Raw genomic sequence first — 13,542 nt, 5'->3', positions numbered from 1 at the left:
GTCTCGCTTGGCTTAGGCCTCTGAGGGACAGGTAATTTCTTGCAACCATTTGTTGACTTCGAATGCATTGGCTCCGAATGGTCAAATGATGATGAGGTATCGTAGGTGCAGGAGTGGCATTGAAAGCAATGTTGCCTGTCATTTGGTAGGATGTTGTTCTTTTTATAAGTTAACTGGTTGTTAGAGCTAAAAAATGGCGTTCAGCACTCCCTAAGTTGCAACTATGTTGATAAGATGACGGCGACGATTATGTAAAGAAGGCAAAATTACATCGGCAAAGAGAGCAATGCTGCTGACTTGCAGCGCATTTTAGTTCTTTGTCTCGGGGGATCGATTGCTTTGGCTGACTTGATTAAAAACCGTGTATGAAACGGAAAGCAAACTATACATCCACAGTAAAGACTGATGTAATACCTTCGAGCTTCAATATTTGTGCGAGTAGCGCTGAGTAAAAGACTGTATATGAAAAAAATTATCTCCTTGGCTGTGTTAATTAGCCTAGCAGGGTGTGTTACGACATCTACTAGTAATCCTGTTTTATCGGATGTACACGTAGAAAAGTGTGAAGAGCTCGGTAGACTAGTCGTCACTCAAGATAAAGAGTTCCAACCATCAATGTCAGTGTCATCGCTCGTTTTAAACCAATTGCCAGTTGTTGCTGAAGATTTTAAGGGTGGTGTTCTGACCTGTACTGTTGTTGGTGCTACTGATACGGGTTACGCCATTGCGTATGACGAGAGTTCAGAGATTTATCTACACCGCAGGTTTAGTGGCAACAACAAGACTGCAGTTCTGGCTAGTCTGACCGAGCAAGTGGCACAAGAAGAGCAAAGACGCCAAAATTTAGAGCGCGAGAAAAGAGAACAAGAACAAGCTGCTAAACGTCAGGCCATGATTGATGAACGCATTCAGTTTTGTTTGGACTTTGGGGCAAAATACGCTGATATCCTTAAAGGGCACGGCATGAGAGTTGATAACGTGTCAGTATACGACTCGTGGAACAGCGGTGAATCCGTCACTTGTGTTAATAGTTACGACGGTTACTGGGTCGATGATATTAATGAAAAGGGCACCGAACAAGTGAGAGAACAGCATGTTATCAATAAGAAAACGGGAGAGTATCAAACGATTTTTCGCTGATAATCGACCGTTAGATTAGGCCGAAACCTTAGATTACTCAGATTTCTATTTGTTTGCCCAAGCCTAATTCTAAAGGCAAAGATAGACAATCACATTTGATGAAGGGTTACCAATTGGACAATGGATTCAGAATCCATTCTGTTCGAACACGGTAACCCTCGCTTTAGTTTGAGAACGGTTAAGCCAATAGTTCTCTTCTAACGATGTCTGCCCCGGCACTTAGGGCGTTAAGTTTGCCTCTCGCTATTTGGCGAGACAACGGTGCCATACCGCAGTTAGTGCAAGGGTAGAGCTTATCGGCATCAACAAACTCAAGTGCTTTTCTCAACGTATCGGCGACTTCCTCTGGTGTCTCAATCGTATCGGTTGCGACATCAATTACCCCAACCATCACTTTTTTACCGCGAAGAAGCCCGAGCAACTCGATAGGAACTCGAGAGTTGTGACATTCTAATGAGATGATATCGATATTAGATTTTTGCAGCTTTGGAAAAACTTCTTCGTATTGACGCCACTCTGAGCCCAACGTTTTTTTCCAGTCGGTATTGGCTTTGATGCCATAGCCATAGCATATGTGGACAACCGTTTCACATTTCAGACCTTCAATGGCTCGTTCTAATGCTGCGATGCCCCAATCATTAACTTCATCAAAGAACACATTAAACGCAGGCTCGTCAAATTGGATGATGTCCACACCTGCAGCTTCGAGTTCTTTTGCTTCTTGGTTGAGTATTTTGGCAAATTCCCAAGCCAGTTTTTCACGACTTTTATAATGATCATCGTACAGCGTATCGATCATTGTCATAGGACCTGGCAATGCCCATTTGATAGGTTTATCGGTCTGCTGGCGCAAGAACTTAGCATCTTCAACAAAAACTGGCTTTTGGCGAGAAACAGGGCCCACTACGGTTGGAACGCTTGCATCATAGCGATCACGAATTTTAACCGTTTTGCGATTCTCAAAATCAACGCCGCTGAGATGCTCAATAAACGTCGTTACAAAGTGTTGTCGCGTTTGTTCGCCATCGCTAACAATATCAATATCTGCGAATTGTTGTTCTTGTAAAGAGATACGTAACGCATCTTCTTTACCGGCAGTAAGTTCTTCACCTTGTAATTTCCAAGGTGACCAAAGTGTTTCAGGTTGAGCGAGCCAAGAAGGTTTAGGTAAACTGCCTGACGTCGAAGTAGGTAATAATTTTTTCATAATAAAGGCTGCTGTCTATATTCGTTGATTATAAAGCGTAGTTAACTGACCAATTCTCAAGAATCGTTTTATACGGTTTGATGAAATGTTCTTCAGTAAACTTGCCCTGTTCAATAGCTAACTGGCCACGTTCTTCTCGGTCATAAACAATTTGAGTTAATGAATGATCCAGGTTATTTAAATTTGGCTGATAGCGCTTTCCTGCCGTCGAATTAGCATTATAAATCTCAGGACGATATATTTTCTGGAAGGTCTCCATCGTACTGATCGTACTAATGAGCTCAAGATTGGTGTAATCATTGAGCAGATCACCAAAAAAGTAGAAAGCTAAAGGCGCGACACTATTTGGTGGCATAAAATAGCGAACCTGTAAGCCCATTTTCTTGAAGTACTGTTCAGTCAAAGAAGACTCATTAGGTTGGTACTCAAAGCCCAGCACAGGATGATGGTTCTCTGTACGTTGATAGACTTTGTTGTCTGAAACACTCAAGCAGATAACCGGCGTTTTTTTGAAGTTTTTCTTGTAAGTATCTGAATCTACGAAGCTCTTGAATATCTTGCCATGTAAATCGCCAAAGTTATCTGGAATGCTAAATTGATTTTGGTTCTTGTTATGATCCAAAAGTAATACGCTAAAATCATAATCTCGAACATAAGAAGAAAAGTTATTGCCAACAATGCCTTCAATACGCTCATTAGTTTTATGATCAACAAAGTTCGTTTTTAATATTTCAATCGAGGGGAAGGTTTGACCGCTGCCTTCAATGTCCAGATCAACAGAAATTATTTCCAGTTCGACTGAATAACGATCGCCAACGGGATTATCCCAGCTCGCTAAGGCGTTAAATCGATTGTTAATCATCTTTAAGGTGTTGCGTAAGTTCTCTTGACGACTCTCACCTCTTGCCAAGTTGGCAAAGTTTGTCGTGATACGTGTGTTATCAGAAGGCTGATAATTTTCATCAAAGCAAATGCTATTAATCGTAAATGTAAAGTCTTTATTCATTTTGAGCTGACATCCTATACCTAAGGTAAACCTGAACTTATTCCTAGCTATCTCTGTTCTTTCTAAATTTTTTCTGACGTTATGTTTGTTGTTAGTGACAAAAAATCGAGTAGAGATTCAAATTCAATATTATTTTGAGTTATAGATAGAGTGTTTTTTATACCCTTCGTGCTACATGAATTAAAACGCTTTTACTTAATGTGGCACATGAAAAATATTCATGGTGTGGCATAGAGAGTAGGGAGAGGCTCAATAATTTTCTTGTTGTCAGTGTTAAATCTGCTTAATCAAAGCTCGTAAGTCCCAAGCGTGACGATAACGACAGAGAGATTGATCTCTGCAAGAATGCTGTTATCATTTCAAATAGTTTGAATTCAAATTATATTAATTGAAGTTATTATGAGCAGATTAAAATTCGGTATTCAATTTTCGATTACCTCCCGTTTATGGCGAAGACACATCGACCAACGACTAGCTCAGGTAGGTTTTACCGATGTGAGTTGGTCACCGCTTTTGCACTTAGACGAGTTTGGTGATGGTATCAGCCAAAAAGCGTTGGCATCTTCTGTTGGCATAGAAGGCTCATCACTGGTTCGCCTTCTCGATAGCTTAGAAAAGAAAGGCTTCATCACTCGCCAAGCTGACCAACATGATCGGCGGACGAAACGAATTTATTTAACAGGAGAGGGGCGCCAGCAAGTTTCAGTATTGCGCGCTCATTTGCTGGAAATTGAAGAAGATATGCTGTCTGACATCTCCGATGAAGAGATAAGCACTATGCTGGAAGTGCTAAATAAATTAACCACACGTTTTAAGAGTTAAGTAGTGAGAGGCCAAATGCTGGAGCGATTAGTACAATGGGGATTTGATGCCAGCCGTCTTAGTTTTGCGTTTAGGACGGCCATTGCGTCTTGTGTGGCGTTATTTATTGGATGGTTACTTGGACTGGATCACCCATCCTGGGCGGCGATGTCTGTTTGGGCAGCCTCCCAGCCAGGGCGGGGAATGCTGATAGAGAAAGGGCTATTCCGTATTCTGGGTACACTGATTGGTACGCTAGTTGGGTTGGCTTTAATGCATCTTTGCGGTGATCAGTTATTTTTGCTGGTTATCGGCTTGGCATTATGGGTTGGTCTATGTACAGCCGCAGGTAATGTCATCCATGGTTTGTTTAGCTACTGCACCTTACTGTCTGGCTATTCTGCTTCACTGGTTGTGCTTTTAAGTGAGGTCAACCACCAAAGTATCTGGACGCTTGGCGCGGACCGCCTTCTCACAGTTCTCACTGGTGTCATTGTGGCACTTGTGGTCGGCCTTGTGTTCGCCCATCGAAGTGACGAGGACGCGCTGATCTGGCGACTTCGAACTCTGACGGTATCCGTACTGCGTGCGTTGCAGCAACAGGTTCGACAAGAGCCGCTTTCTCAGTCTGTCGAACAACTTCTATTGGAAGCTTCACAAATTGAAGAAGCGTTAGATCCACATAGCGCAGGCTCACTTCGTTCTCGTCGTGCTGTCCAATCCATGCGTGCTGTGGTGTTTGCGCATGTTTCTCTCTTAACGATACTGGCCGAAAAGCGTCCTGTTCTTCGCAATGATGAGCTGGCGGATTACTTACAAAAAGTCATTGATGCGCATGATCTGAAATCTCCTCTTGAGCAAGTGGTATCTAACCTGACTTATGCCATTCAAGCCTGTAACACACCTCATTTCGCTCAGGGACTGGCTGAACTAAAACAAGCGTTATCTGGTAGGCACGCATTTAATCAACACGGTCGAATGACTACCACACAATCGCCTTATCACGTTGTACTTCATCGTGATTGGGTAAGTGCTTTGCAGGCTATGTATCGCACTAGTGCGCTTATCCTTATTGCGGGTTCAGGTTGGGCGATTACCGGCTCGCCGATTGGGGCATACGTTTTACTCGGAACATCTGTAATGGTGACGCTGTTCTCTACCTTTGAGAGTCCGGCACTTATTATGAAACACATCACCTTATGGCAAGTGGTGGCAGTGGCTGCAACTGCTATCTGTCAATTGTTGTTGTGGCCATTGGCGAACTCGGAATGGCAAATGCTAGTCATGATGGTTCCGTTTATTTTGCTCATCACACTTCCGTTTGCTTACCCTAAGGTGATGTCAGGTTCGATGGATTATGTGATGATCTTTTTGTTGCTCTCGACACCAAGTTTGCCTTATACCCCTGATGCAGGTGAAATGGTCATCAAAGGCGTCGCAATCATCGCCGGACCGACACTGGCATTACTCGCATTTAAGCTTATCTTTCCGACCAATTTGCTTCGCAGACAACAAGTGCTCATGCAGGCGATGTGGCGTTCTCTTTCCTCTCTAGCTTCAGATACTACGTCTTTCCCGTTTTGGCAGGCGCGTATGAAACACAGAGTTGTTAGGCTAACGAGTATGACTCGAAAAACCAGTATGGACTGGCCGCAGCATGGTCGCGCAGGACTCGGGCTTCTGATGCTTGGTCAGTGTGTTGAAAACTTGCGCCGAGAAGCAGTAGAGTCGCCAGAAGGGTATCATCAGTCACGGCATCAGGTTTGGTGTAAGCGCCTGCAACAGGCATTACGTCAGTCACCACAAGACACGTTAGCGCTATTACATCGCTATGCTGAGATGGAGAAACATCGAACGCCACACCTCAGTGCGCAGGCTTCAAGTGCGGCGGAAGAGTTGGCACAAACTCAGCCACTTTGGAGTCGTTGGGTAGGGTAATTTGTAGGTTTATGATTAGGCTGACTATGATGCAGTAACTCAGGTTGGCTGGCTTATATCGCCAGATTACCCTGAGTTACTGTGTAGTCACTTTATAGGCTTCTCGGTTAAAGGCTTCTCGGATCGCCAATTGCGAGTGCCACTTTTGACGCTGGTGGTTTACCTAATGCGCGGCAAATTTGCCAACCTGCTTCATTGACCGCGTTAAGATCAACGCCCGTGTCAATACCAAGTTGCTCACACAGATAAAGCACGTCCTCTGTTGCGACATTGCCGCTCGCTCCTTTTGCGTAAGGGCAGCCTCCCAGACCTGCAACGGCGCTATCAACGGTGTTAATTCCCATTAATAAAGCTTGGTAAATGTTGGCCAATGCCTGCCCGTAAGTATCGTGAAAATGTACTGCGAGAGCATCTTTTGGTAGTTGCGTTAACAGCGAATCAAGCATGGCAATAACGCGATTTGGGGTTGCTTTACCGACAGTATCGCCCAGAGAAATTTCATAACACCCCATATCAAACAGCGTATTCGCTACCGCGGTGGTTTGCTCTGGTTTGATTTCGCCCTCGTAGGGGCAAACCATGGTGCAGGATAAATACCCACGCACAGAAATGTTATGCTGCTGTGCTAAAGCGATCACAGGTTCAAACCGCGCGAGGCTTTCCGCAATACTGCAGTTGATGTTCTTCTGGCTGAACGCTTCAGAAGCAGAGCCAAATACCGCAATTTGCTTTACGCCACTTTCTAGTGCTCGTTCTAATCCTGCTAAATTTGGTGTCAGCGCACTGTAAACTACGTCTGGTTGTTGAGTTATTCCCGCAAATACCTGATTAGAATCGGCCATTTGTGGCACCCATTTCGGCGAGACGAAAGAACCCGCTTCAATGTGTTTTAACCCGCTGAGGCTCAATTGATCGATCAAGCGGACTTTATCCACCAACGTCACTGCGGTTTCATTTTGCAGGCCGTCGCGAGCGCCAACTTCGACGATATTAACCTTCGCTGGTAGCATACTCGCGCTCCTTATCTACATAGACACTCTCTGATGCCAAAGTTAAATGCAGCAGTATCGAACCATGCTGTACTTGGTCTCCATGCTGATAAAAAAGTTCATCAACGGTGGCAGCTACCGGAGCGGTGATGGTGTACTCCATCTTCATCGCTTCGAGAACTAACAATGGATCACCAGCCGCCACTTCGTCGCCTTTATTCACCATGACAGCGGAGATTATGCCGTTAAGTGGCGCCGTTGGGCTAAGCTCATCCTCTTTGCCTTTTGGTGATTCAAAGCTTGGTTGGTGCGCAAATGTACGTTGCTGACCAAGATAAAACAGTGTCGTTTTCTGCTCGTCGTTGAGTGCATTAAAGATGTAACGCACCTCATCAATATCAACGATGAATTGTCCATCTTTTTCAAGCAGGCAGACCTGATGTACTTGATCACCACATTGAATCGTAAATTGATCAGGATGCTGGAAACCGGACTCCTTAGCAGAATGGTGTAAGCGTACTTGATGGTTAGACGTTGCATCCGTGAAGTTAAATCGATACACGTTCTCAACCGACAGCCTAAAACCTTGTTTAGTAGGGGACGGTAATGATGAATCTCCAGACGTCGAGGTGATATCGTTCCAGCGCGCAATGGCGGCCAATGTGAGCCAGATCGAATCAGACACGTTTTGTTGCTCGTTAATGCCTTGCTGGTGTTGGACCAAGAATCCGGTATCAAGCTTAACATCAGCAAAGGCTGGCTGCGAAATAATGCTGTGCAGATAACCGATGTTGGTGGTGACGCCACGCACGTGATACTGAGTTAAAGCCTGTTTAAGCTGTTTGAGTGCAATGTCGCGCGTTTGACCCCAGACGATCAGTTTACTGATCATCGGATCGTAGTACTCGCTAATGGCATCGCCTTGTGTGACACCACTATCGACACGCACGCACGCCAAGCGAACATTGCTGTCTGAGACGGGTTCTTTCAAGTAATCAATGCGGCCAGTTGATGGCATAAAGTCATTCTCGGCGTCTTCGGCGTAAATTCGTAGCTCGATTGAATGACCGTTATGTGTGATTTCGTTTTGTGAGATAGGCAAACGCTCGCCAGCCGCAACGTTGAACTGCCATTCAACGAGATCAACACCTGTTATCAATTCAGTGACTGGGTGTTCAACTTGCAGACGAGTATTCATCTCCATGAAGTAGAACTGACCACGGCTATCAAGTAAGAATTCAACCGTACCAGCGCCAACGTAGTCGATCGCCTGAGCGGCCTGAACAGCGGCTTCACCCATTTGTTTACGCAGTTCATCACTCAGACCGGGAGCAGGCGCTTCTTCGACGACTTTTTGGTGACGACGCTGAATGGAACAATCGCGATCAGAAAGATAAACGCAGTTGCCATGGTGATCGGCGAATACCTGCACTTCCACGTGGCGCGGCTGCAATATGCATTTTTCGATAAGAAGCTGTTTGTCGCCAAAGCTTGAAAGTGCTTCGCGCTGCGCACCGTCAATGGCTAACGGCATTTCAGCCGCACTGTTGACTACTCGCATGCCTTTACCGCCACCACCTTGAGTCGCTTTTAGCATCACCGGGTAACCGATTTTTTCCGCTTCTGCTAATAAATGCTCTACGCTGTTGTCTGTGCCGTGATAGCCGGGAACCAATGGTACGTTCGCCTCTGACATGATTGCTTTGGCTTGAGATTTAGAACCCATAGCCTCGATTGCGCTGGTGGAAGGGCCAATAAATACTATGCCATTTTCACTGCACGCTTTCGTCAGTTTCGGGTTCTCCGAAAGAAAGCCGTAGCCAGGGTGAATAGCGTCGGCTTGCCATTTTTTTGCAGCACCGATGATGGCATCAATGTCCAGATACGACTCACTCGCCGGAGCGGGGCCAATAAATTCGGCAAAGTCCGCATGTTTGACGTGCAGGCTGTTGCGATCGGCCTCGGAATAGACGGCAACGGTTTCGATGGCCATGCTTTTTGCGGTTTTAATGATTCGGCATGCGATTTCACCGCGATTTGCAATCAGTATTCTTTTAAACATGATTCCTCCAATTAGCGGCACGCTTTTCGAAAAAAGCAGTCAGGCCTTCTTGTCCTTCTGCGGACACACGAGCAGCAGCTATCGCTTGGCTGGTGTATTCAATTAATGAGTGGTTGATAGGTTGGTTATCACAACGTAAACAAAGTGCTTTTGCCGCCTGCATGGCTTGCGGACCATTATTAATCAGCTGATCAACCATACGATTGACCGCCTCTTTTGGCTGGGCATCGATTTGATGAAGAATGTTCATCGAAAGCGCAGTCTCGGCATCAATCAGTTCAGCGGTTAAAAAATAGCGTCGGCTTTGTCGTTGTCCAATCGCTCGGATTACGTATGGGCCGATGGTCGCGGGCAATAAGCCGAGTTTCACCTCACTCAAACAGAAGCGGCTCTCAGGTGTGCCAATGGCAATATCGCAGCAGCAAATCAGCCCAAGCGCACCACCAAATGCTGCGCCATGCACCATGGCAATCGTTGGTTTGCTGAAGGTATCAAGCGTATGCAAAAGTTTTGCTAGTTGCTGTGCATCTTGAAGGTTTTCACTTTGGGTTTTGGTTGCCATTGACTGCATCCAGCCAAGATCAGCCCCCGCAGAAAAGTGTTTTCCCTGTGCAGTTAACACCAGTGCACGGAGAGAATCTTCCTTTTCGAGTTGCTCTAGTGTCTCAATCAGTGAGGCAATCAATTCGTCATTAAACGCGTTGTGTTTTTCTGGCCGATTCAGGCTCAACCAGGCAACGCCATTGCTGTCTTTTTCAAGCAGTAGTCCGGTCATGTGACTTCCTTTGTCTGACATTTCAGTCTGATATTCCAATGCTCGCTAATCAGCACTTTATTCATCATTGATGGATAGCGAGGAGTTAAGGTTTGCTTTGTATCCGACTACATACGGAAGATGCCAAATTTGCTGTCTGGTATCGGTGCATTAAGCGCAGCAGACAGAGCAATGCCGACAACATCTCGGGTTTTCGCGGGATCAATAATGCCGTCGTCCCACAGACGAGCACTGGCGTAATAAGCGTGGCTTTGTGTCTGATATTGCTCCGCAATTGGGCGCTTGAACGCTTCTTCTTCCTCTGCGCTCCAGGTTTCACCTTTGCGCGTTTTAATATCACGGGTCACTTGCGCCATTACGCCCGCAGCTTGCTCGCCACCCATGACGGAAATACGCGCATTTGGCCACATCCACATCATGGTTGGATCATAAGCTCGGCCACACATACCGTAGTTACCTGCGCCATACGAGCCACCAATAACAACGGTAAATTTAGGCACGTCCGCACATGCCACAGCGGTCACCATTTTTGCGCCATGCTTAGCGATGCCTTCTGCCTCGTATTTTTGACCGACCATAAAGCCTGTGATGTTCTGCAAGAAAAGCAGAGGAATTTTTCGTTGTGCACACAGCTCAATAAAATGGGCGCCTTTTTGTGCCGACTCTGAAAACAGAATGCCGTTGTTAGCAACGATCCCAATCGGCATACCATGGATATGAGCAAAGCCGCAGACTAAGGTTTCACCGAATAAGGCTTTAAATTCATCGAACTGGGAATCATCGACGATTCGAGCAATTACTTCTTTTACATCAAACGGCTTTTTAAGATCGGTACCGACGATGCCGTAAAGCTCTTGCGCAGAGAAACGTGGTTCTTGTGGCGCTTTTTGCTTAAGTTGGATCGGCTTTAAGTGGTTGATTTGTGAAACGGCCTGTCTTGCTAGCTCTAACGCATGGTGATCGTTTTCTGCATAATAGTCGGCTACGCCAGATGTACGGCAGTGAACATCGGCACCGCCAAGATCTTCAGCACTCACTTCTTCACCAGTCGCTGCTTTCACAAGAGGTGGACCCGCTAAGAAGATCGTACCTTGCTCTTTTACGATGATGGAAACATCACACATGGCAGGAACGTAAGCACCGCCAGCGGTACACAGCCCCATCACCACAGCAATTTGTGGGATGCCTTTGGCCGACATACGGGCTTGGTTGTAGAAAATACGGCCGAAGTGGTCTTTGTCTGGAAATACTTCATCTTGGCGAGGCAGGTTAGCGCCGCCAGAATCGACTAAGTAAACACATGGCAGTTGGCATTTTTCTGCAATTTCCTGAGCTCTTAAGTGCTTTTTAACGGTAAGTGGATAGTAACTGCCGCCTTTTACCGTCACGTCATTAGCGACGATCATGCACTCTGTGCCGTCTATCACACCCACACCTGCAACCACTCCGGCGCATGGAACGTAATCAGGGTACACATCCCAGCCAGCAAACTGACCGATTTCTAAAAAGGACGAACCTGGATCGAGTAGGGCCAGAATGCGCTCTCGAACAGGGAGTTTGCCTTTCTTCTGCTGATGTTCTCGCGCTTTTTCGCCGCCACCGTCTTCTATTTGCGCGGTCACGGTATAAAGTTGATCCACAAGTGACGCCATAGAGCGGTAGTTTTCCTGATACTGCTCTGAGTGGGTATTAATATTGGTCGTCAAACAAGCCATAAATAGCCGATCTCCATTCGGAGTGACAGGCGCAGATTGCCTGTCACCAATTTAGGTTGAATAATGAAATGTGTTGAGTCAGTCCGCCTGGGGTTAAATGATGGCTAGGCGCTTTCGTTAAACAATTCGCGACCAATAAGCATGCGTCGGATTTCCGAAGTGCCCGCGCCGATTTCGTAGAGTTTGGCATCACGAAGCAGACGACCCGTATCAAACTCATTGATATAGCCGTTTCCACCGAGTAACTGGATCGCATCCAAAGCCATTTTGGTTGCCAGTTCCGCGCTGTAGAGAATCGCACCAGCGGAGTCTTTACGTGTGGTTTCACCGCGATCACAAGCGGCTGCCACAGCGTAAACGTAGGCTTTAGCAGCATTCATTTGTGTGTACATATCCGCGATTTTCGCTTGTACAAGCTGGAATTCGCCAATGGATTTGCCGAACTGTTTACGGTCGTGAATATATGGCACAACGATATCCATACATGCCTGCATAATGCCAAGCGGGCCGCCGGCAAGCACAACGCGTTCGTAGTCCAAACCGCTCATCAGCACTTTCACGCCTTGGTTTTCTTCACCAAGAATGTTTTCAGCAGGGACTTCGCAGTTTTGGAATACCAATTCACAAGTGTTCGAACCGCGCATGCCTAGTTTGTCGAGCTTTTGCGCTTGAGTGAATCCAGGGTATCCACGTTCTACAATAAAGGCCGTGATGCCTTTGGAGTGCTGGCTTGGATCGGTTTTGGCGTAGACAACATAGGTATGTGCATCTGGACCGTTAGTGATCCACATTTTGTTGCCATTTAGCAGGAAAATATCGCCTTTACGTTCGGCTTTGAGCTGCATGGATACCACATCGGAACCTGCGCCAGGCTCGCTCATTGCTAGCGCACCAATATGTTCACCGGAGATAAGTTTAGGCAGATATTTCTCTTTTTGAGCTTGTGTCCCGTTGCGGTGGATTTGGTTAACACAAAGGTTGGAGTGCGCACCGTAGCTTAAAGCAACCGAAGCTGATGCCCGGCTGATTTCTTCCATCGCTATCACGTGGGCGAGGTAGCCCATGTTTGCGCCACCAAACTCTTCGCTGGTGGTCACACCTAAAAGACCCATTTCACCTAATTTGGACCAAAGATGGTTTGGAAAGTCGTTAGATTGGTCGATAGATTGCGCGAGAGGCGCAATTTCTCTTGCAGCAAAACTATTGATTTGCTCGCGAAGCAAATCGGTATTTTCGTCATAAACAAAGTTTAGGGAAGAGTAGGTAGATTTCATTGCGTGTCCTTGCCTTTACGTCACCTACATCCCAGTGCTGAGGTGTCAGGTGACTTTTTCGCCTTTCATGGATCTCAGTGTGTTTTGGCATCGCAACTGCGCAGCATTTAATTCCATCATTACCGCTTGAATGTCATTCGCCTGCTGTTGCAATGCTGCCTTCTTCTCTTCGATCAACCGAATCATATAGTTCAACTGCTCAGTACTTTGATCGGTATCGTAGAGTTCAAACAACTCTTTGATATCTGCAAGAGAAAAGCCTAATCGCTTACCTCGCAAAATCAGTTTTAGTCGAATTCGATCGCGACCATTGTAGATTCGAGTGTTGCCTTTACGTTCTGGAGTTAGCAGACCTAAATCTTCGTAAAAGCGAATACTTCGGGTTGTAATATCGAACTCCTTCGCGAGCTCACTGATCTTAAATGTATTCATTCTTTAACCTTACGACTTTCGTATAACATTTATCCGAATATACAATTCGTTAACGTTAAAGTAAACAACTAGTGAACACTCTTGAGCCTTGATATTACTGACGTTTACCCGAAACTGACGATTCACTCGAACAAACAATAACCTCAAACTTGACGTTAACGTAAATGTTAGTATAGTTATGACGTAAACGTCAACAAAAGGTT

Annotated in this window: 11 protein-coding genes; 3 read left to right on the top strand and 8 right to left on the bottom strand. The window is 45.9% G+C overall.

Features of this window, described 5'->3' with window-relative positions; genetic code table 11:
- The first annotated feature begins 462 nt into the window (after positions 1 to 462).
- Positions 463 to 1,140, top strand: coding sequence for a hypothetical protein (locus L9Q40_RS11180; protein WP_498793321.1), 678 nt, complete (start codon positions 463 to 465; stop codon positions 1,138 to 1,140).
- Positions 1,141 to 1,318: 178 nt separating this feature from the next.
- Here L9Q40_RS11180 and L9Q40_RS11175 read toward each other — a convergent pair whose 3' ends face one another.
- On the bottom strand, positions 1,319 to 2,347 hold the full coding sequence (locus tag L9Q40_RS11175; RefSeq protein WP_498793320.1) for a methionine synthase: 1,029 nt from the start codon (positions 2,345 to 2,347) through the stop codon (positions 1,319 to 1,321).
- A gap of 28 nt (positions 2,348 to 2,375) precedes the next feature.
- The gene (locus tag L9Q40_RS11170; protein ID WP_498793319.1) at positions 2,376 to 3,353 is read right to left on the bottom strand and encodes a DUF1852 domain-containing protein; all 978 of its coding nucleotides are present in this window, start codon (positions 3,351 to 3,353) and stop codon (positions 2,376 to 2,378) included.
- 399 nt (positions 3,354 to 3,752) lie between these two features.
- Here L9Q40_RS11170 and L9Q40_RS11165 point away from each other — a divergent pair, with 399 nt between their 5' ends.
- A complete protein-coding gene (locus L9Q40_RS11165) occupies positions 3,753 to 4,175 on the top strand; it encodes a MarR family winged helix-turn-helix transcriptional regulator (protein WP_498793318.1) in 423 nt (140 codons plus the stop codon).
- A 15-nt stretch (positions 4,176 to 4,190) separates the two neighbouring features.
- Positions 4,191 to 6,092, top strand: coding sequence for an FUSC family protein (locus tag L9Q40_RS11160; protein WP_498793317.1), 1,902 nt, complete (start codon positions 4,191 to 4,193; stop codon positions 6,090 to 6,092).
- 107 nt (positions 6,093 to 6,199) lie between these two features.
- On the opposite strand, the gene L9Q40_RS11155 is transcribed toward L9Q40_RS11160, so the two are convergent.
- The 6 genes from L9Q40_RS11155 to L9Q40_RS11130 form a co-directional block, all read right to left on the bottom strand.
- Complete coding sequence (locus tag L9Q40_RS11155) at positions 6,200 to 7,102, bottom strand: hydroxymethylglutaryl-CoA lyase (RefSeq protein WP_498793316.1); 903 nt, start codon at positions 7,100 to 7,102, stop codon at positions 6,200 to 6,202.
- Positions 7,083 to 9,143, bottom strand: coding sequence for an acetyl/propionyl/methylcrotonyl-CoA carboxylase subunit alpha (locus tag L9Q40_RS11150; RefSeq protein ID WP_498793315.1), 2,061 nt, complete (start codon positions 9,141 to 9,143; stop codon positions 7,083 to 7,085). The genes L9Q40_RS11155 and L9Q40_RS11150 overlap by 20 nt, the downstream gene beginning before the upstream one ends.
- On the bottom strand, positions 9,136 to 9,918 hold the full coding sequence (locus L9Q40_RS11145; RefSeq protein WP_498793314.1) for an enoyl-CoA hydratase-related protein: 783 nt from the start codon (positions 9,916 to 9,918) through the stop codon (positions 9,136 to 9,138). The genes L9Q40_RS11150 and L9Q40_RS11145 overlap by 8 nt, the downstream gene beginning before the upstream one ends.
- A gap of 107 nt (positions 9,919 to 10,025) precedes the next feature.
- Positions 10,026 to 11,633 carry a carboxyl transferase domain-containing protein gene (locus L9Q40_RS11140; RefSeq protein ID WP_498793313.1) on the bottom strand — a complete coding sequence of 536 codons (1,608 nt, stop codon included), beginning with the start codon at positions 11,631 to 11,633 and terminating at the stop codon, positions 10,026 to 10,028.
- Positions 11,634 to 11,737: 104 nt separating this feature from the next.
- Positions 11,738 to 12,907 carry an isovaleryl-CoA dehydrogenase gene (locus L9Q40_RS11135; protein WP_065298804.1) on the bottom strand — a complete coding sequence of 390 codons (1,170 nt, stop codon included), beginning with the start codon at positions 12,905 to 12,907 and terminating at the stop codon, positions 11,738 to 11,740.
- A gap of 45 nt (positions 12,908 to 12,952) precedes the next feature.
- Positions 12,953 to 13,339, bottom strand: coding sequence for a MerR family transcriptional regulator (locus L9Q40_RS11130; protein ID WP_005373242.1), 387 nt, complete (start codon positions 13,337 to 13,339; stop codon positions 12,953 to 12,955).
- Between the last annotated feature and the right edge of the window lie 203 nt (positions 13,340 to 13,542).

Origin of the sequence: Allocatenococcus thiocycli, from assembly GCF_921292965.1 — a bacterium.
GTDB classification, from domain to species: domain Bacteria; phylum Pseudomonadota; class Gammaproteobacteria; order Enterobacterales; family Vibrionaceae; genus Vibrio; species Vibrio natriegens.
Note: the sequence above shows the minus strand (reverse complement) of the source record. Positions and strands in the feature narration are given on the sequence as shown.

Excerpts from the sequence above, each read along its gene's own strand:
- L9Q40_RS11180 (WP_498793321.1), top strand. The coding sequence starts at position 463 with ATGAAAAAAATTATCTCCTTGGCTGTGTTAATTAGCCTAGCAGGGTGT.
- L9Q40_RS11175 (WP_498793320.1), bottom strand. The coding sequence starts at position 2,347 with ATGAAAAAATTATTACCTACTTCGACGTCAGGCAGTTTACCTAAACCT.
- L9Q40_RS11170 (WP_498793319.1), bottom strand. The coding sequence starts at position 3,353 with ATGAATAAAGACTTTACATTTACGATTAATAGCATTTGCTTTGATGAA.
- L9Q40_RS11165 (WP_498793318.1), top strand. The coding sequence starts at position 3,753 with ATGAGCAGATTAAAATTCGGTATTCAATTTTCGATTACCTCCCGTTTA.
- L9Q40_RS11160 (WP_498793317.1), top strand. The coding sequence starts at position 4,191 with ATGCTGGAGCGATTAGTACAATGGGGATTTGATGCCAGCCGTCTTAGT.
- L9Q40_RS11155 (WP_498793316.1), bottom strand. The coding sequence starts at position 7,102 with ATGCTACCAGCGAAGGTTAATATCGTCGAAGTTGGCGCTCGCGACGGC.
- L9Q40_RS11150 (WP_498793315.1), bottom strand. The coding sequence starts at position 9,143 with ATGTTTAAAAGAATACTGATTGCAAATCGCGGTGAAATCGCATGCCGA.
- L9Q40_RS11145 (WP_498793314.1), bottom strand. The coding sequence starts at position 9,918 with ATGACCGGACTACTGCTTGAAAAAGACAGCAATGGCGTTGCCTGGTTG.
- L9Q40_RS11140 (WP_498793313.1), bottom strand. The coding sequence starts at position 11,633 with ATGGCTTGTTTGACGACCAATATTAATACCCACTCAGAGCAGTATCAG.
- L9Q40_RS11135 (WP_065298804.1), bottom strand. The coding sequence starts at position 12,907 with ATGAAATCTACCTACTCTTCCCTAAACTTTGTTTATGACGAAAATACC.
- L9Q40_RS11130 (WP_005373242.1), bottom strand. The coding sequence starts at position 13,339 with ATGAATACATTTAAGATCAGTGAGCTCGCGAAGGAGTTCGATATTACA.